At 56.7% G+C, this 18,406-nt stretch carries 13 protein-coding genes; 3 read left to right on the forward strand and 10 right to left on the reverse strand.

Annotation, left to right across the window (positions count from 1 at the left end; all coding sequences use genetic code 11):
* The gene (locus LQ945_RS00565) at positions 1-1,338 is read right to left on the reverse strand and encodes an LLM class flavin-dependent oxidoreductase (protein WP_270102025.1); all 1,338 of its coding nucleotides are present in this window, start codon (positions 1,336-1,338) and stop codon (positions 1-3) included.
* A 17-nt stretch (positions 1,339-1,355) separates the two neighbouring features.
* Positions 1,356-2,675, reverse strand: coding sequence for an MmgE/PrpD family protein (locus LQ945_RS00570; protein WP_044551001.1), 1,320 nt, complete (start codon positions 2,673-2,675; stop codon positions 1,356-1,358).
* On the opposite strand from LQ945_RS00570, the gene LQ945_RS00575 reads away from it, so the two are divergent.
* Positions 2,662-2,904 (forward strand): hypothetical protein, encoded by a 243-nt coding sequence (locus LQ945_RS00575; RefSeq protein ID WP_156033818.1) that lies wholly within the window; start codon positions 2,662-2,664, stop codon positions 2,902-2,904. The genes LQ945_RS00570 and LQ945_RS00575 overlap by 14 nt on opposite strands.
* 214 nt (positions 2,905-3,118) lie before the next feature.
* Here the strand turns inward: LQ945_RS00575 and LQ945_RS00580 are convergent, their stop codons facing one another.
* Positions 3,119-3,982, reverse strand: coding sequence for an alpha/beta hydrolase (locus LQ945_RS00580; RefSeq protein ID WP_044551002.1), 864 nt, complete (start codon positions 3,980-3,982; stop codon positions 3,119-3,121).
* Between the two features lie 186 nt (positions 3,983-4,168).
* Between LQ945_RS00580 and LQ945_RS00585 the strand changes: the two genes are divergently transcribed.
* A complete protein-coding gene (locus tag LQ945_RS00585; protein ID WP_044551004.1) occupies positions 4,169-5,605 on the forward strand; it encodes an MFS transporter in 1,437 nt (478 codons plus the stop codon).
* 14 nt (positions 5,606-5,619) lie between these two features.
* On the opposite strand, the gene LQ945_RS00590 is transcribed toward LQ945_RS00585, so the two are convergent.
* Together LQ945_RS00590 and LQ945_RS00595 are read right to left on the reverse strand one after the other, a co-directional pair.
* Positions 5,620-6,867 carry an LVIVD repeat-containing protein gene (locus tag LQ945_RS00590; RefSeq protein WP_269934595.1) on the reverse strand — a complete coding sequence of 416 codons (1,248 nt, stop codon included), beginning with the start codon at positions 6,865-6,867 and terminating at the stop codon, positions 5,620-5,622.
* A 9-nt stretch (positions 6,868-6,876) separates the two neighbouring features.
* A complete protein-coding gene (locus LQ945_RS00595; protein WP_269934596.1) occupies positions 6,877-7,950 on the reverse strand; it encodes a sugar ABC transporter substrate-binding protein in 1,074 nt (357 codons plus the stop codon).
* 223 nt (positions 7,951-8,173) lie between these two features.
* Here LQ945_RS00595 and LQ945_RS00600 point away from each other — a divergent pair, with 223 nt between their 5' ends.
* A complete protein-coding gene (locus tag LQ945_RS00600) occupies positions 8,174-9,262 on the forward strand; it encodes an oxidoreductase (protein ID WP_270102026.1) in 1,089 nt (362 codons plus the stop codon).
* An 85-nt stretch (positions 9,263-9,347) separates the two neighbouring features.
* On the opposite strand, the gene LQ945_RS00605 is transcribed toward LQ945_RS00600, so the two are convergent.
* From LQ945_RS00605 to LQ945_RS00625, 5 genes are all read right to left on the reverse strand, one after another.
* Positions 9,348-10,769, reverse strand: a complete 1,422-nt coding sequence (locus LQ945_RS00605) for a hypothetical protein (protein WP_270102027.1) — start codon at positions 10,767-10,769, stop codon at positions 9,348-9,350.
* A complete protein-coding gene (locus LQ945_RS00610; protein ID WP_270102028.1) occupies positions 10,750-12,663 on the reverse strand; it encodes a hypothetical protein in 1,914 nt (637 codons plus the stop codon). Before LQ945_RS00610 ends, LQ945_RS00605 begins: the two co-directional genes overlap by 20 nt.
* 10 nt (positions 12,664-12,673) lie before the next feature.
* Positions 12,674-14,329 (reverse strand): hypothetical protein, encoded by a 1,656-nt coding sequence (locus LQ945_RS00615; protein WP_270102029.1) that lies wholly within the window; start codon positions 14,327-14,329, stop codon positions 12,674-12,676.
* 9 nt (positions 14,330-14,338) lie between these two features.
* A complete protein-coding gene (locus tag LQ945_RS00620; protein ID WP_270102030.1) occupies positions 14,339-16,171 on the reverse strand; it encodes a hypothetical protein in 1,833 nt (610 codons plus the stop codon).
* A gap of 66 nt (positions 16,172-16,237) precedes the next feature.
* Positions 16,238-18,388, reverse strand: coding sequence for a hypothetical protein (locus LQ945_RS00625; protein WP_270102031.1), 2,151 nt, complete (start codon positions 18,386-18,388; stop codon positions 16,238-16,240).
* Between the last annotated feature and the right edge of the window lie 18 nt (positions 18,389-18,406).

The following is an 18,406-nucleotide window of genomic DNA, read 5'->3' on the forward strand; positions in this document are numbered from 1 at the left end:
TTAAGCCGATTTTACGTTAGCGAAGTTGATTGCCGGTTGCGGCAGGCCCAGGTTTTCACGCAGGGTTGAATACTGATATTCCTCGCGGAACAGGCCGCGACGGCGCAGTTCCGGGATCACCAGTTCGACGAACAGTTCCAACTGATTCGGCAATACCGCAGGCATGATGTTAAAGCCATCGGCGCCTTGCTGTTCCAGCCACAGCTGGAAGTCATCGGCGATCTCTTCGGCGGTTCCCACCACCACGCGATGCCCGCGCGACCCGGCAGCCACCGCAGCCAGTTCACGTAACGTCAGGTTTTCGCGTGCCGCGAGATCGGTCAACAGCTTCACGCGGCTTTGGCCGCCTTCGGTCGTGCCGACGTCCGGTACCGGGCCATCAAGCGGGAATCCGCTAAGATCGAAACCGAAGCGTGCCGAAAGCTGCTCGATACCGTTGTCGATGTCCACCAATTGGTTGAGTTGATACCAGGTCTCTTGCGCCTCGGCCTTGGTGCGCCCAATGATCGGCATCACGCCAGGCAGGATCAGCAGGTGATTCGGGTTGCGGCCGGCATCGGCGACAAATTTCTTCTGGCTGCGATAGAAGGCCTGGCCTTCTTCCAGCGTGGCGGCGGCGGTAAACACCACCTCGGCGGTTTCTGCGGCCAGCTGTTGTCCGGCAGGCGAAGAACCGGCTTCGATGATCACCGGGCGGCCCTGCGGCGAACGAGAAATATTCAGCGGGCCCTGCACCGAGAAGTGTTTGCCTTTGTGGTTGGCGGCGTGAATTTTCTCATCGATGGCATACTTGCCGCTTTGCTTGTCGCGCACGATGGCGTCTTCTTCCCAGCCGTCCCACAGTTTGTAGCTGGCTTCGAGAAACTCGCGCGCCACTTCATAGCGCTCGGCGTGCGAAGGCAGATCGTCACGGCTGAAGTTGCGTGCTGCGTCGCTTGAGAACGACGTCACCACGTTCCAGGCCGCGCGGCCGTGGCTGATGTGATCGATAGAGGCCATGGCGCGTGCCAGGTGGAAAGGCTGATCGAAAGTGGTGGAAGCGGTGGCCGCCAGACCGATGTGTCGAGTTCTGACCGCCAGCGCCGCCAGCAGCGTCAACGGCTCCAGGCGGGACAGGGTGGAAGGCAAACGGTGCACGCTGGTCGCCAGCGCATCGCCGACGAAGAACATATCAAAGGTGCCTTCTTCGGCCTTTTGGGCAATCCAGGTGAACCAGTCAATGTCCGTAGGTGACCCGCTGGCCCCTTCGGCACGCCAGCCGCCGACGTGATGGCCCAACGCCTGAACAAACAGGCCGAGACGTAATTGACGCGATGGTGTTGAAGGTGAAGTACTCATAATTATTCCTATATTTATTATTGGTTTAATAATTCAATTAAGCGGCTCAGCGCGGCGGGCTGCGTTAGCGCGCAGTCCTCGATCACGCGCTCACCGTTCAAATGCGGCAGCAATAGCAGGATGCTGCGCAGTTTCGCGCCGACGTCGGTCTGTCGGGCGGCGGTTTGCTTTCTTGTGACGATGTCACTTAATTGGCGGCCGTCGTGCAGCGTTAGCGTGACGCGGTGGAAGCGTAATTCCGCATCCAGCTCGTCTGGCGGTGCCGTCAGGTCTGCATGGCGTTCAACCCGTGCCGCCAGGGCTGAAATGTTTGGGTCAACGAGGGCCTCACCGTAGTGCATCAAGGGTACGGTGCCGCTGTACAACGCATCGGCGATGACATATTCCAGGCTGAAACGCGCTTCAACTCCGTTTGACGGGCGGCGAATATAGGGCGCGGTATCGGCACCGGGGGGAAAACTGACCTGGATCTTGGCGATGGCAGCGGGAATATCCCCGACGGCAATGCCTTGTTCGAGCAGGCGCTCGCGCAGGATAAATGCGGCCTCCGCTGCGCTGTGGGTGCCGCCGCAGGTGGGATAGCGTTTAAATTCCAGCCCCGGTTGCAGGATACGCCACGGCGCCCCCCAATCGGCCGTCAACAGCTCGGGCCGCTGCCGTCCGTCGCCATGCGAGCTCAACAGGCTGTCTATCACGCCTTCCGGCTGACCGGCAAAACCCAGCTGAGCCAGCAGCACGGCATTGACTGCCGCCCGAGCGGCGATCCCTGCGTGCAACGGCTTGGCGGCCGATCCGAACTGGCTGCGCAGCCCGGCGGCCTGGGTGGCAGCCAGCCCAAGGGCGACCTGCGTTTGCTGCAAGGTGAGTTGTAAATAGCGTGACGCCGCCGCAGTGGCGGCAACGGCGCCCAGGGTGGCCGTGCTGTGAAATCCCAACTGATAGTGTTGAGTACCGGCAGCCAGTCCCAGTCGTCCGGCTGCCTCTACGCCAACGACATAGGCGGTCAGTAGCGCGTCAACGTCCGGGTTATCGCCGGTCAACGCCAGCAGTGCAGAGAGCACCACCGTGCTGGGGTGCCCGCGCAGCGCGGGGTGGTAATCGTCAAAATCCAACGAATGGCTGATATAGCCGAAATAGAGCGCACGGTTTTCGGCACCGACCGGCGGGAACACTGTTTTTACCGCTGTCAGGCCGCTGTCGGTGAGTGCGCCCTGGGCGATCGGTAATGCGCAGGCGAAATAATCTATCAGCCCAAGGCGGGCGGCCGACAGGGCTGATGCTTCGGGCAGGCTGTCCAGCACCCGACGGGCAAATTGAGCGGTTATGAGCGATGACAAGATAGAAAACCTGATTTTTTATGCGGTTATGTGCCGGCCTGCGATTCAGATTTCATTGTGTGGCGATTTCATTGACCCCGAAAGAACGAACGGAAATTTCATATTTCAAAATGGAATATCACGAACGCCGTTCCCGGCAATAAAGCTGGCCCAATGCCGCATGGCATCTGGCTTAGTCATTTTAAGGCAAAGCAAAGTCGCAATTTGGCGTAAGAAAAAAGGGCGCTAAAGCGGGAACAGTTGTTCACTCAGCAGATCGATAAACACCCGCAGTCGGTGCGTGAGATGTTTACTGGGGAGCCAAAGAATTTTAAAGCTGCCAATCTATGTTTGGCAGCAGGGCATCATGCTCTCCGGTGGGGTGTTCGCGGCGCTGGCGACGGCGACGATCGCGCTTAAAATCAGGCTCTACCATCGAATGGGCGCCGCAGTGACTCACGGCGTCACTTAATCATTGCCATAACCTGTTGGAACAGGGTGCTGTGGGGATTGGCCAACTCGTTAACCAGCGTGAAATGGTTGTTGTGCCGATCTTCCAACAGCGCCACATTCAGCCCTTTTTCCCGACAGGCGGCGAAGTAAGCCAGCGTCTGGTTTCTGAACCCCTGAGTTTCTTTGGCGCCGACGTCGAGCAGGATCTGAGGCGCATTCGCCTTTTCCGGCAGCATAAACAGTGGACTGAGGGTTGCCGCCTGTTCCGGCGTCAGGCGCATCCAGTCATTGATGTAGATATCACACAGCGGTCGGATGTCGTACAGGCCGCTCAGCGCCAGCGCCCCTTTGATCACGTTGACGGGCACCTGATACCGGTGCTGCCAGTCATCGGCAATCAGCATGCCGCACAGGTGGCCGCCGGCCGAGCTGCCGCTGACAAAGATGCGTTCTGGGTCGATGCCGTATTGGCCGGCATGGTGGTAAAGCCAGGCTATTGCGCTGCGAACCTCGCGGACGATTTCTGCCAGCGTGGCTTCAGGTTGCAAGGTGTATTCCAGCGTGGCGACCGCTACGCCATGCTGGGTGAAGTTTGCCGCCATCGAACAGGCTTCTTCCTTACGCTGGGAGTGCCAATAGCCGCCGTGAATAAACACCAACAGTGGGGAAGGCTGGCGGGGGGCAGGGAATAAATCTAGGCGCTCGGCGACGCCCATCCCGTAGTGGATATCGTAAATCCCCGGCGTCTGCGCTTTGGCCTGCGCGGCCAGTTGTTCATATTGCGCCATGCAGGCGTCAAAATTTTCTACCGAGGCGCGGGCGTTGTACTGCACGGCGCGCATGGACAGATCATCAAACAGCAGGTCGATTTTCATTGTCTATCTCTCCTTGAAGGGGTCCCTCATCATCTACCTGAAGCCGTTTTGGCGTTTGCTTGTTAATGCGGGTACGAGTCCACCGTGATAAGGCGTTTGATGCACTGATAAACTGCATTTGCTGCGCCTTCCGCCTTCTCTGCGGACGGCATAGGCTACTGACAGGTTCTTTCAGGAGTCAGCAACATGAAGTCAATAACCCAACATGCCAGCCCGCCGGCCAATTTGCGTGGGATCCTCGCCAGCCTTTCTTTGTCGATGCTGGTTTCCTCGCTGGGTGCCAGCATTGCCAACGTGGGCTTGCCGACGCTGGCGCAGGCGCTCAACAGCTCTTTTCAGGCGGTGCAATGGGTAGTTATCGTCTACCTGCTGGCCGTTACCACCTCGATTATTGCCATGGGCCGTTTGGGAGACAGGATGGGGCGCCGCCGTTTGTTGCTGACAGGGATTGCCCTGTTCACCCTGGCGTCCGGATTCTGTGCTGTTGCGCCCGGCATCTGGCTATTGCTGGCGGCGCGCGTTGCTCAAGGCTTGGGGGCGGCAATCATGATGGCGATGACCATGGCGCTGGTCGGTGAGACGGTGGGTAAAGAAAATACCGGCCGTGCCATGGGGTTGCTGGGCAGCATGTCGGCCATCGGCACGGCGCTTGGCCCCTCGCTGGGGGGCGCACTGATAGTGGGTTTCGGTTGGCGGGCGATGTTTCTGGTCAACATACCGGTGGGCATAGTGGCCTTTCTGCTGGTTTATTGCTCCCTGCCGCAGGGAGAACGGCAACGGCAAAAAGAACGCGGTCGGTTTGACTGGCCGGGGACCTTACTGCTTGGGGGGACGCTGGCCTGTTATGCGCTGTCGATGACGTTGGGGCGCGGTGACTTTGGCGTCGTCAACCTGGCGTTGTTGCTGGGCGCGGCGCTGGGGATGGGGTTATTTGTCCGGTGGCAAAAGCGTACGGCGCTCCCGTTGATCCAATTGGCGCTGTTCAGCCAACCGGGGCTGAGCGTCGGGTTGGCGATGAGTGCGCTGGTAATGACCATCATGATGACGACGCTGGTGGTAGGGCCATTTTATCTGACGCATGGGCTGGGTTTGGCGGTTGGACAAGCGGGGCTGGCGATGTCGGCGGGGCCGATAGTCGCCGCGTTGCTCGGGGTACCGGCCGGTCGGTGGGTAGATCGCTTCGGGGCGCAAAGGATCACTCTGGTGGGGCTGACGACCATGGCTCTCGGGGCAGGCATCATGGCGATGATGTCGCTGAATCAGGGCGTGATCGGCTATGTGGCTCCCCTGTGCCTGATGACGCTGGGCTATGCGCTCTTTCAGGTCGCCAACAATACGGCCTTGATGAAGCATGCCGCCCCCGAGCAGCGTGGGGTGATCTCCGGCATGATCAACCTCTCGCGCAACCTTGGCTTGATCACCGGCGCCTCGGCCATGGGGGCGTTGTTTCTGATGGCAACCCACACCGGCGATATCAAGTTGGCTTCGTCACATGCCGTTGCGAATGGCATGCAGATCACCTACCTGGTCGCCGGCGCGCTGGCGGCGTTTGCGCTGGTGATGGCGGCCAGAAACGGTGGTGTCCGCCCGCCCGAGGATGATTACAGCAGGTCGCCCCGGTAGGCGATATGAATTTTTCAGCCCAGATATTCAATGATCGACAAACCGCCGTTGTAATCCGTGCTGTAAATGATCCCCTGAGCGTCGACAAAGACGTCGCACGACTGAATAACCTGCGGACGATCAGGGCGTGTGTCCATCATCCTCTGCGGCGCAGCGGGAACCAAAGCGCCGGTTTCCTTCGGTTGATAAGGGTTGCTGATGTCGTAGGCGCGAACGCCGGCATTTTGGTAAGTGGCGAAAATCAGCGTCGAACTGATAAAGCTGCCGGGACGGTTCTCATGCAGATTATGGGGCCCGAAGTGCGCGCCTTTGCTGACGTAATCGCGTTCATCCGGCTGCGGGAAGGTCGCGATGCTCACCGGGTTGGTCGGTTGGCGGATATCAAACAGCCAGATCAACTTTTCGCCGTCCTGCTGGTTGTCGAGCACCGCCTCGTCCAACACCACCAGCAGATCCCGATCCGGTAGCGGCAGTGCGGTGTGGGTGCCGCCGCCAAACGGCGGGCTCCAGTTGCGATGGGCAATTAACTGCGGTTGACTGCGATCCTTGATGTCCAACAGGGTCAGCCCCCCGTCGCGCCAGCTGGCATAGGCGGTATCGCCGCTGATGATCGCATGGTGCAGAGCGTAGCGCTTGCCCTCCGGCCAGTTGGGCGTTTCACCCCCGGCGCTGTGCATGCCCGGCAGCCACCAACGCCCGGCAATTTGCGGATGGCGAGGGTCGGCCAGATCGACGGTCAAAAAAATGTAGTCGCTATAGCCGTCGATCAGCGCCGAAACGTAAGCCCAACGACCGCCCACGTACCAGATGCGGTGCACGCCGATGCCCTCCAGCGCCAGAAAACCAATCTCCCGTGGCCGGTCCGGGGTGGAAATGTCGAAAATACGCATCCCGGCGCTCCAGCCGCGGAGATCGCTGTTAGATACGGTCTGGCTGATGGCGCGGGTGTAATAGACTTTTTCATCGGCGAAGCGGACGTCGGCAAATAAATCCCGGGCGTTAATCACCAGCAGCAAATCGTCATGCGTCTGTAAATGCACATTCCAGGTGCCGGCAGGCGCAGGGATAAAGCCGGCGGGCCGTGGGTGCTTCGCATCGCGCACGTCGACGATGGAAAACCCCTGCGAAACCATATGGCCGATATAGGCATAGCCCCGATGGACCATCACTTGCACGCCGTCCGGCCTGCCGCCCTGATCGCTGTGGCCGATCAGCCGCATATTGCGGCTGTACTCGGGCTGCTCAAGGGGTTGCGTTGCCATCTCCGCTCCTTATTTTTTAGCCTGTTGCGCTTCAAGCGTGGCGAACCAGGGGGCGATGAAATCGTCCGATTTACCCCAGTCCGGGATCACTTTCGCCAGAGAAGCGACGTTGGTGGCCTGCGGATGGCTGAGCAACAGGGCTTGCGGGATCGCCGCAGCTTTAAATTCATAGGTCGCCGGGGTTTTCTCGCCGCCAATTTTATTGGCCACCAGACGCAGGTTAACGGCGCCGATCAGCTTGGGATCAACCGCCACGCTGAGCTTCCAGGCGCTGTCTTTAGCGCGCATCAGCGCCAGATCCTGGTTGGAGATATCGATACTGTAGAGTTTGATTTCGGTGCGGCCATTCTCCTGCAGGGCCTTATAGGCACCCTGGCTAAACGCATCCCAGGTGCCCCAGATGGCATCGATTTTGCCCTTCGGGTATTTGGCCAGGATCGCGCCAATCTTGTTGGCCGTATCGCCCTGAACGTCAGAGGACACCGCACCGATGGATTCAAGCTCTTTAATGCCGGGCTGTTGTTTGAGCAGTTTCTGGTACTGCGCCTGACGCCGCTCCATGGGTGGGAACCCCGCGACCCATAGCTTGATGATATTCGCCTGACCGTTGAAATCTTTTACCAGTTGGCCAAATGAAAGATCGGTTAATGAAGCGTCGTCCTGCTGGCTGAGGGTCACGCCCGGAATTTCGCCCTGCACGGCGGTATCAAAGGCGGCCACCGCAATGCCGCTGTCGGCGATGCGTTTGAGCAGGGCGGTTGAGTAGGGATCGCGCCCCTGTGACAGAATAATGCCGTCGTATTTCTGGCTGATGGCCTGGTTGACGAAGTCCTGGAATTTGGCGTCGTCACCGTTGGTCAGGAAGGTATTGACCTGAAAGCCCAGCTTGCGGCCTTCCTGCACTGCTCCGGATACGAACTGCGTAGTATTGTCGTCCGAGCCCAAATTGCGGATCACCGCAATGCGGATCGGCCCCTGATGATTCGCTATCGCTGCCGGGATCGGGGCGGCTGTGGAGGCGGACAATGCGGGAAACACGGCGAACAGGCTTAGCGCCAGAAGTGAGGTGTTGAACAATTTCATTGAGTTTTACCCTGCATGGTTAAGCATCATTAAAAAGCGAGAGGACAATTCATCGTCACCATTGGGATGGCTTTTTATTGAAAGGATGAATTGTGGCAGCCAGTTTCCATGGCGGGCCGGCGGATGACAATGAACGAAAAAACATAAGCTAATGCAAAAGAGTATTAGTGATTGGCGTCCTCGCCCCTATGATGGCAACAGCAGATAAAATAAGGACTTGAGCATGAGTGATAACTCCATCCGCGTGGTCGCCGGCCCCGCCAACTATTTCGCTTACCCCGGAGCCATTGACCAGCTGGCGCAATTTTATTCCCCGCAGCAGCTGAGAAATGCGCTCTGGGTGTATGGCGAGCGCGCATTGGCGGCGGCAAAACCCTGGTTACCGGCGATATTCGACGATGCCGAGGCTCGTCGGGTGCTGTTTAACAGCCACTGCAGTGAGAGTACCGTGCAGGATATCGTGCGCCAGGCCGGCGCGGATCGGCAGGTGGTGATCGGCGTTGGCGGCGGTGCCGTGTTGGACACCGCCAAAGTGGTGGCCCGTCGCTTAGGGCTGCCGCTGGTGGCGATCCCGACCATTGCCGCCACCTGTGCCGCCTGGACGCCGCTCTCGGTATGGTACAACGACCAGGGGCAGGCATTGCGCTACGAGATTTTCAATGACGCCAACCATCTGGTGTTGGTAGAACCGGAAATTATCCTGCGTGCCCCGCGGGAATACTTGCTGGCCGGTATCGGCGACACCCTGGCAAAATGGTATGAAGCGGTGGTGCTTAGCCCGCAGCTGGAACGTTTGCCGTTAACCGTACAACTGGGCCTCAACACCGCACTGACGCTGCGCGACGTATTGCTCAATCAAAGCGAGGCGGCGCTACAGGCTCAGGCAGAAGGGCAGTTGCGTCAGGACTTCCTTAATGTGCTGGAGGCGATTATCGCCGGCGGTGGTTTGGTGGGCGGGCTGGGCGATCGCTATACCCGCATTGCCGCCGCGCATTCGGTGCATAACGGCCTGACCGCGCTACCGCAAACCGATGCCTTCTTGCATGGCACCAAGGTGGCGTACGGTATTCTGGTGCAGAGCGCACTGTTGGGGCAGCCGGAAACCGTGGCGCAGCTGATAGCGCTTTACCGGCGGTTGGATTTGCCGGTCAGTCTGGCAGCGTTGCAGGTGGATATTCATGATGACACGCAAATCAAACGGCTGATCGAACGCACCCTGCAACAGGGCGAGTCGATTCACCTGCTGCCGATTGCGATCAACGATTCCAGCTTGCGCGCTGCGCTTAACTTTGTGGAGTCTCAGAGCGCGTAACTGACAGGCCTGGGGGAAGCGGAATTTCCCCCGACCTGGGTTGCTCTGCATAGCCTGCCGCCGCCGCTACCGGCAGAGCTGTCGTTTACGGTACGTAAATGATCTCGAAGCTGGAGGTTTTATCGTAGTAGGGCGTCATGCCGCCATCGACGTAGAAAACCTGCAGATCATAATGATAAACCAGCTTTTTATCTGGATTAAGGATCAGATCCAGGGCCGAAACCTTGATAGTGACGTCATGATTGGGGTGGTCTTTGTTCAGCTCCAGGGTCTGGTTGTCGATATTGACCAAAATGCGTTTAATCGGACGCGGTCCCGACGGGTCATAAGCCGCACTGTCGCTTCTGAATTCAAGGGTTTTGTCGATATCCACCGGGGCGGACTGTTTGATAAAGTCGCGCACCTTGTCCTGATATTTGGCCTCCAGCGCCAACATCACCGGCAGATGGTCCGGATTGAAACCGATGAATTGCACCGCCAGATACCCTTTAAGCAGCAGGTTTTGCGGTGAGCGGTCGAATAACGCGTCCCAGATCAGCGCAAATTGCTGGGCGGGTAGCGTGAAGGAATCGACAATGCCGCTTTGCAGATTGATCAGCGCATTTTTCTCCTCGGTTTTACCCTCGGGCAACGCCAGCTGCAACGTCAGCGTGTCGGCATTGGCGAACGGCACCAGCCTGGCGTCCGCTTGCATTTGCGAAAACTGTTCTGTGGCGTTGGCAATTCGCCCCTGATTGACCTTGGGTAACAGAAAGTAGTCGAAGGTCACCTGGACTTCCCCCAGCGAGGTAGCGTGTTCAGGGGCGGAGAAAGAAATCGACAGCATGGGTTTGCCGTAGCCATCGGTGGCCAGCAGGAAGGTATCGGGCAGGTAGTAAAGGTAATTCTTGCGCACATAATCCTGATAGTAGTTGTACCACAGCTGTTGGTACTCCAGCGGCGTCAGGATCAGTTGCAGGCGCGGCGGTGGCGGCAGGATGCCCTGATAGATATACGGGTAGTAGTTTTCGGCAAAGTAGAAAATCTTGGGATCGGTGACGGTATTGGTAATGCCGTGCTCGGTTTTAATCGCGACCACCAGCGTGGTTTGCGCATCGTAGTCGGACAAGGCCCGCAGCAGGGCGTCACGCTGCTCCAGCCGCTGCAGATCAAGCTGCGCCTGGTAGCGGTTTTCCTGTGACGTCAGCAGCACCTGATCGAAGATCATCTCTTCGGCGCTGCCGAAGGCAGTAAAACTCAGCACCACATAGGGTATTTGCGGCACCTGACGGCTGAGCGCGAAGTCCAGTTTCATGCTCCAACTGGTGCCGTCGGTGCTGGTGGCAATCTGGTAGCGGGTTTCGCCTGAAACAACCTCGGTACAGACCTCGGCGGTCAGATCCTCCGCAGCCATGGGCGCAGCCCGTCGATAACGCAGCTGCTTGGCGGTGACGTCAGGAAACTGTTCGCGCGCATTCTGCAGAATAATTTGGTTCAGTGCCACCAGGTCATTGAGAAAGGTATTCATGGTTATCCTCAGTAGATTCGGTTTGGGCCAGCGTTCTGAATTGGTTCAGGCAGGAAGAGGTCCAGAGGAAGCGCCCGTCGTGCCGACGGTATAGCGGGCTTTCCAAGGGTTCCGCGGGCCATTGCCAGCGGGCCAATGCGTCAATCACGGGCGAGAGTTGCGGGATCCCCGCCTGTTTGGCGTACTCCAGGGTGGTGCGCCATTCGCCGGGGTGGGCGTAATAGGGGGTTAGCGTACTGAGCCGATCGTAACGGCCGTCGCTCCATTGCACCGCCTGATTCAGCATCTGAATAATGCGTCGGTAGGCCGGCAATACGGCACCGTTTTCGCTCGTCAGCGTATGGAGCAGGATCAGCGCGTTGGTATTCACACAGCAATCCAGTTGGCGGATGTCGTTGTCGTCCTTCATCCAGGTATAAAAACTTTGGCATTGTGCCCATTGGTGCTGTTCGGCGACCAGCCGGGGATCGACCCGGCGTACCTGATAGCCGTTCATATGTGAAATCGTCTGGCTGACCCGTGACAATGAAATGCGGCCAAACTTGTACAGCAGCTCGGTGATGATGGCGGTGTCGTCAATATCTGCGCAGATGCTCTGGTTCTCCATCCATCGCGGATGGGCGGCGCTGGGCCAAAACCTGAAGTGGAACGGGCGGGCCTCGCAAGCCAGCAAAAAATCGAGCGCTTTCTCAATAAACGGCGCGGTCTGCGGGGTGTAATCCAGGGTGCGCAACACCTGCGCAGTGACAAAAGCGTTTTCATCCTGATGCCAGCGTCCGTCCGGCGTTCGGACATGGGCGGCAAAGGCGCCGCTGGCACACTGTTGCGCCAGCAGTGTCGCCAGACCCGGTCTTCCTGCCTTGAACGCCACAGGGGCAGTTTCCAGCGGCAACGCCTCAAAGCGGGTATTTTGCGGACTGAAGGTGCAACTGGTGGCGTGATGCCCTTGCAGATCAACCGAAAAGCCGACCACGTTGAACTGCAGGTCGATCTGCTTATCCACCAGCTGTTGCAACAAGGGCAATGCCTGACCGTTTTGCGTCAACAAGGCTTGCAGCGCCGGGAATACGCGCTGGTTATCACCAAAGAAACTGGCTGCCATGGTGAACAGGGTAAAACTTTCCAGCTTGCCGTCTGGAGCGTAGACCAGGCTAAAACCGTAGGTGGTGGGTGGAAAACCCTCGTGACTCAAGGTTTGCTGCAGGGCTTGGTCCAGCAAGGGTTCCAGCGCAGAGAACAGCGCCTCGCAGCCAAAAAAGGCCATTACCGTCGCAATATCTGCGTGGGTGATGAGCGCGCTGTGCCACTGAAAGTAGTATTCGCGCGGCGAGGCCGGCCGCTCGGGATAATAGCCGGCCATCAGTAAAGATAAACCGGCTTGCCGACAGTCTTTCGTCGGGAAATCTTCCGCGTCGCCAGGCCAGGCGCAATCTTCAGGCACCTCCGAGTACACCTTGGTTTTAACCGCCTCCGGGGTATATTTTCGACCTAACCAGGAGCCGAACCTCAGAGGGAGAGCGCTTTGGCGCTGCATATGGCCTATCTCGGCAAAGCAACGTTCAGTATCAGGTTCAACAGGCGAGGCAGTGATCTTTTGGCTGTGTCGATAAAAAGCCTCGATATCGCGGTTTTCCGCGTAGCGAGGTAAAAAAGGATCCAGCGTACAGGCAAGCGCCAGCGGCTTTGATGACGAAACGGTGAACTCTAGCGGGCAACCGTTATAACCCAGCAGGCTGGTGTTAAAGGCGGCGGACAGGCAACCGGAAGCCAGGCGAGCCTGGCTGAAACGGGCGATCTCGGGCGCCAGCGTGGTCCGTAAATAGGGTGCTTTTTGGCACAGGGCGCTTACCAGGGCGTTCCATGCCGCTGGTAATACTGCATTGCGTTCGACCATCGTCAGTCACCTATGCCACGGCCGGGATAACGATGGCCGGTGGGTTTTCGCTGCCGTCTCGCGTGACGCTGTCACCGCCGACCAGCAGATAGGTGATTTTGTAATTCACCGTCCAGGGTTTCTCGGTCAGGCAGCGATACTTGAAGGTTTGCTCTTCGGTCTTATCCGAATTAAACAGGTATTTCTTGGTTTTACGGCTCTGCTTGTCGTCCAGATAAGTCAGTTCGACAATCACCTGATTGCAATTTTCCCAGGAGAATTTTCGGTCGAGGAAAATCGAGATCTCGTTGAAGGTCAACACCGAACCGGGATCCAGGTTCAGCAGGGTCGAGGCCGAAATCGACCGTGGCTGATAGCTGCTGCTGCCTTCCCAACCGGTGGTAGCAGCAGACTTGAAGGCATATTCGCTGTCGATCACAAAGCGTTCATTCGGGTCTCTACTGCGGGACATGACCTTGCTCCATTTACCGTCATCGGCAGTAAAAGGCTCGGAAGTATAAACCTGCTGGTTGTAACTGATTTTGAAGGTGGCGGCTTTAATGCCGTACTCGGCAAAGCCGTCTGGCCCCAGCACGGTGAAGTCGATTTTTTGGTAGAAAGGGTCGTTGACGTTAACTTCAATAAAGTAAGGCGGCTCCTTTTTGGCGCGCAGGATATCGCTGCCGATAAAGTTTTGCGGCACGGCAGATTGGCTGAGGGCTTTCGAGGAAATGTAGTTGAAGTTGAGGCTCTTGGTTTCTTCGATCCGCACCAGTTTTATCTCCAGAGAGGCACTGGGGAACAGCCCGCCTTTACCGCCTTCTTCTCCCTCTTTATTGCTCGAAATCAGCGAGTCCAAAATGGAGTCGCTGGCCGATTTGGCCTGGGTATTGCTGTCGTCATTAGGTTTGAGCGAGGCGGTAAAGAAGCTTTTCAGGATCTCTTCCTTGACGAATTGCAGCGCCCATTCTTTTTCTTTGGCTGCCTCTTCACTCGGCATGCTTTCGGTCACTTTGATGATCAATTTCTGATCCTGCTGCAACTTCTTGATCACGCTGTCAAATCCCAGCCAGAAACTGGCGGGGGTTTCTACCGGGATTGGGATATTGGCGCCGAATTTAAGGTCAAACTCCTTGTAGAGGCTTTCAAACTTGGCCTCGACTTCGACTTTTAACGCCGGGGTGATACCGGTAAAACCGAGGTTATAGGCCACGGCGGCCGGGGCCTGTGCCTTATTAAACGCGGTCTCGAGGATCACCGCCTGTTGCGGCGTCAGTTTGGCGCTGAAAATGGCGCTGTTATTGCCAAACAGGCTGGGGCACTGCGCGCTGATCAACTCGCCGTTGGCACTGCCCACGTCGAGCACAAAAAAGTTTACCGTACCTTTGTCATAGGGGACCTGCGCCTTACGGGCGGTTTTCGGATCAACTTTCAGTTTCCGCAGGTATTCGTTGAAGGCACTGTCCAGTTCGGCGGAATCGATGGCGGTATTCACCTCGAAGTTGAGGTAACCCCCTTGCTGGCCGGTGCCGTCGCCGGTGTACTTAATCAATGAAAAAATCGGTTTACCGTCTTTCTCTGCGATATGGATATCACCGGGTAAATACCAGAACTGATTGTCATCAGAGTCATCGGCAAAGAAGGTGATATTTTTGATGGTGGCGGTTTTTGCTCTGAGTAATAACATGGCGGTTCCTTAATTGAGGTTGGCGATATCGATATCGTCTTGAACGGTTGAGGTTTGGACGTACTCGGGTTTATCCCCTTGCCGGCCCGGTTGGTAGGTGAACCAGATCTCCAGGTCGACGCTAAGGCGTTGCGGATCGATTTGGTCGGCGCTGAACCGCTGGGGGGCGGCATCGGATTCGGTAAACTGAAAGACCTGCTGCAAGATGTCGTCATCCCCGGGCAGGTAGGCATAGCTGGCTGAAACCAGCACCATTTCGACCTGTTGCCAATCCATGTCGGCGGACAGTGTCAAGACGCGTTGGTGGTACAGGCTGGAGAACAGATACACATCCTGGCTGGTGGGTTCGCTCAATACCGCAGGGATATGGGGCGAATTGGCGGCGCAGCTGTACTCTTTGGTGACTTCAAACAGATAGAGGTCGGGGTTGGGCAGCATGACCGGATAGTTATGCTGCTGCGATGTCTCGCTAATCTGAAAACTTTTCGACAGGCTGGATGCCGGCAGCTTCATATGACGGCAGCGCAGGGTGACCAACACCGACTGGTACCAGCGCCAGTCAAATTGGCTGGCTGCCTTGATGACGAAATCATAGCGGCCATACAGCGACTCAATGTCCAGATAAACGTCATTCAATTCGGTTGGCAGAGGGCCGGAATTGACCGATCTCACGCCGCCCACCGCCTGGTTGAGATAGACGGTGAAGTCGTATTCGACCGGCCACAGCATTTTTCCGGTTTTCGGATCGGTAATGCTGGGTGACCTGAAGGTTTTAGGGCCGGTATCGTCCTTACGGAAGGTGAACTGCTTGTTGTCCTTGCCGTAACGCAAACGCACCGTGACCAGTTGGACGTTCGCATCCCACTCATCCGACAGCAGATGGACCCGAACTTCGCGGTGGGCGAAGAAGTCATCCTGCAGATCGCTCTGACCGATCACCCGATCGGCCTGATAGTCGGTACCGGCGACCAACTCGGCAAACAGTGCCTGCGGATAGAGCGAGCGTTTCACTACGGTGGTTTCGCTCAGCTTGCCGCTTAAACGTCGTTGATCAATATCCTCTACCGACAGCCGCTGCAGATAAAAACCGGGCTTTGGCTTGGCTTGTTGCGGCACATCGGCAAACACCGGGGTAAAAAACTCGCTGATCAAGATCTGCGTCAGTTCAGCCGCCGCCTGCGCAAAGTGGCCGTCGGGATCGGTGTCTCTGACTTTAATGGTCACGACTTTTTCGCTGATTAACCGCGACGAGGTTTCTTCTATATCGACGGAGAATATCAACAGGTTGAAACCGAATGACTCCTGCAGAAACTGATAAACCTGGTCCCAGCGGGCCTCCAGTTCGAAAGTGGCCGGTGGCAGCTGCTGCAGGTAGTCAATTTTATAGCTGATGGCGATGGGCGCGGTCGCGGGGGTTGCCATCAGGCTCGCCAGCAGGGCGATATCCGCCTCCGGGGGGAGTTTGGCCAGCAGGTAGCAGTTCTGTTGGTCGCTCAATGAGGTTTTGCTGGTTTGGCCGGCGACAAAGCCGGGGATGTCCAGGGTGGCGCTGCAGGCTATGGCCTGTAATGGCATTAATATCGCATCGCGAGGTATCTCCGGGCTGGCCGCTGCTGCTGCCTGCGCGGCCTCGTAGCTACTGGCCAACTGGGTTTGCAGCGACAGCATGGCATAGTAAACCGTCGCCGGCTGGCTGCTGTTACGGAAAATCTGCAGCTGGACGGCGGGCTGGTTTCCATCGATAACGCTAATGCTCGGTGCAGCCGCGCAATAGTAATAAATGGGTCTGTCCGGATCGGCTCGGATAAAACAGATGTTTTGCACTACGATTTGGCTGTTCATAGCGACAATCCCATTTGATAAAGGTGAAGGCAGGGCAAAGTTGTTTCGCCCTGCGTTTTGTACCGATTAGAACGTCACCACTACGATGGTGCTGGTGCCCGTCACGGGTTTTTCAACGGTTTTCTCCTGGTTGTCCTCGCCGTAATACACCGTGGCGATGTATTTGATCTGCGGCACGTTGTCAGCTTCGACCTGCATCAGATCAAAGGTCAGATACTGGGTGAGGGATTTAGTATCGAACTCGGTCAGCGCCAGGGATTGGGACTGCGTGAAGTTCCATTTCTGATAAAACACCACCATTTCAAAGGTGATCAGCGTGATGTCTTTCTGGCTTGGCTTAAAGATAATGGTGTACTTCTGCGCCTTCGGCAGGGCGTTGGCGACCAGGATCTGATGACCGCGGATCAGCCCATATCCCGGCAGTTGCGGGTTGGTTTCAACCCCGCTGGGAATGTAGGTCAGGCTGTCGCCGTCCAGGGCATAGTAGTCGGTGGAGAAATAAATCGGTTTATCCACGTCGACGCCAATCGGATAGATAAAGGGTCTGGGTGGCGTAGATTCATTCACCACCTGATTATCTGTCTTGAGTTTGACCCCCTTGTCCGGATCGGAGTATTGCGTTTTGATCACCACCTGGCTAAAGACTTTCCAGCCCATAGGGTTAAGTAACGTAGAGATATCGGCATAAACGATGCCGCATTCGGCCACGTTAATGGAGATAATCAAATCCTGATCGCTCTGAATTTCGCCGGAATGGTAGGGTTTGGCCTGCAGACCGGTAAAGTTGACGGTGTAGGAATACTTAAATGCACGGCCCAGTTCGGGTTTGATAAACCACTTACCGGTTTTTTTCGGGGTGCTGTCGCTCGGGGAAAACTGCAGGGTGCTCTGGTTGTCTTTATCATAGATGGCAGTCACCACGATATTGGCGACGTTATATTGCGCCAAATCGTCGGTAACGAAAAATTCAGGCTGTATGTACTGGTAGAAAGGATCGTTGAGGTCGTACTCTTTAAAGTACTCTTTCAGATTGGGTTCGCCGACGATGGATCGGATAGACGGCAACTGAGTCTGTGGGGCGATAGCGAAGGAAACCACCGAGTTTTCATCATAGACGCGGGTAAAACTTTTGGTTTCTTTGAGGCTGGATTGGAATTTATCAAAGCCGTCGGCGTCATTGAGCAATTCGAGGCTCATATCCAGCCCGGTTTGGCTGCTTAAAATCTGCTCTACCTGTTTCTGCCCCCAGGCGGTCAGACCCTCTTTCCACTTGATGTACTGGGCATCATCCATTCCCATTTCCTTGGCGGTCAACCCGACCTGAACGTCGATTTTGATGGCGCCTTTCTCGATATATTCTCGCTCAATCTTTTTCTCATCGGCCGACCAGGTGTGGTAACTGATGCTTTGCGTCACCGACTTGGTGATCTCGCTGTCGTAGCTGACGGTGACCTTGGCCGCCGGCAAAGAGGCGTCCAGGTTAAAGTCGAAGCGAATGCCCACGCTGGAGTTTTTGTCGGTGCCTTGCAGCACCTGTTCGAACAAAGTAGCGCCTTCGCCGGTCAGCGACAGGCTGAAAACGGTATTGTTATCTCCCAGGCCGGAGGGTGACAGCGTGGTCGGGATCTGGCGGTAGAATTTGTCGTTGCTGTCGAGAATCAAAGCCGCCTGTGCCGAGGTGTATCGCGGTTGCATCAGCTTGATTTTTTCGGCATTTTCCGGCAGTAGCTGAGCAAGAAACTGGTCAGGGCCCTTGTTGGGATCGTACAGGGCGACAAACTTGCTGGCCTGTTCATCGTTCAGGCCGCAGTTGCGCAGCGCGGTGTCCATAGTCGCTTTTTTGGTCGCGTTCTCGGGATCTGCCGCGTAGTCCTGTTCCGCTTTGACATACTTGACGATCAGGGCTGATTTCGCCTCCAGCTGGCTTTGGATATTGCCAAACAGCTGGGCGCGAATTTTGGCCTGCAGGTCTACCGTTGGGAACGGCAGCATCACGGTAAACTGCGCGTAGCCGCCCTGGGTGTCTTCGCTGCGATACTTGTAGAACATAAAGCTTGGACTGTTCGTATCCCTGGCGACAAACACCGGCGTTTCAGGCACCACGTAAAAAATGTCCTTGTCGAGGCTGTCTCCGTAACAGGTATAGGCGCACTCTTTAATGCCCAGGTATTTATCCGTGGGGATTTTGACCGATTGCTGCAAAGCGGTGGTTAACATAGGGTGTTCCTCTTGTTT

It is taken from the genome of Serratia liquefaciens (assembly GCF_027594825.1).
GTDB lineage: Bacteria > Pseudomonadota > Gammaproteobacteria > Enterobacterales > Enterobacteriaceae > Serratia > Serratia liquefaciens_A.

What these genes read in the sequence shown, in the direction of transcription:
- LQ945_RS00565 (WP_270102025.1), bottom strand. Translation starts at nt 1,338, where the DNA reads ATGAGTACTTCACCTTCAACACCATCGCGTCAATTACGTCTCGGCCTG.
- LQ945_RS00575 (WP_156033818.1), top strand. Translation starts at nt 2,662, where the DNA reads ATGAGCGATGACAAGATAGAAAACCTGATTTTTTATGCGGTTATGTGC.
- LQ945_RS00580 (WP_044551002.1), bottom strand. Translation starts at nt 3,982, where the DNA reads ATGAAAATCGACCTGCTGTTTGATGATCTGTCCATGCGCGCCGTGCAG.
- LQ945_RS00585 (WP_044551004.1), top strand. Translation starts at nt 4,169, where the DNA reads ATGAAGTCAATAACCCAACATGCCAGCCCGCCGGCCAATTTGCGTGGG.
- LQ945_RS00590 (WP_269934595.1), bottom strand. Translation starts at nt 6,867, where the DNA reads ATGGCAACGCAACCCCTTGAGCAGCCCGAGTACAGCCGCAATATGCGG.
- LQ945_RS00595 (WP_269934596.1), bottom strand. Translation starts at nt 7,950, where the DNA reads ATGAAATTGTTCAACACCTCACTTCTGGCGCTAAGCCTGTTCGCCGTG.
- LQ945_RS00600 (WP_270102026.1), top strand. Translation starts at nt 8,174, where the DNA reads ATGAGTGATAACTCCATCCGCGTGGTCGCCGGCCCCGCCAACTATTTC.
- LQ945_RS00605 (WP_270102027.1), bottom strand. Translation starts at nt 10,769, where the DNA reads ATGAATACCTTTCTCAATGACCTGGTGGCACTGAACCAAATTATTCTG.
- LQ945_RS00610 (WP_270102028.1), bottom strand. Translation starts at nt 12,663, where the DNA reads ATGGTCGAACGCAATGCAGTATTACCAGCGGCATGGAACGCCCTGGTA.
- LQ945_RS00615 (WP_270102029.1), bottom strand. Translation starts at nt 14,329, where the DNA reads ATGTTATTACTCAGAGCAAAAACCGCCACCATCAAAAATATCACCTTC.
- LQ945_RS00620 (WP_270102030.1), bottom strand. Translation starts at nt 16,171, where the DNA reads ATGAACAGCCAAATCGTAGTGCAAAACATCTGTTTTATCCGAGCCGAT.
- LQ945_RS00625 (WP_270102031.1), bottom strand. Translation starts at nt 18,388, where the DNA reads ATGTTAACCACCGCTTTGCAGCAATCGGTCAAAATCCCCACGGATAAA.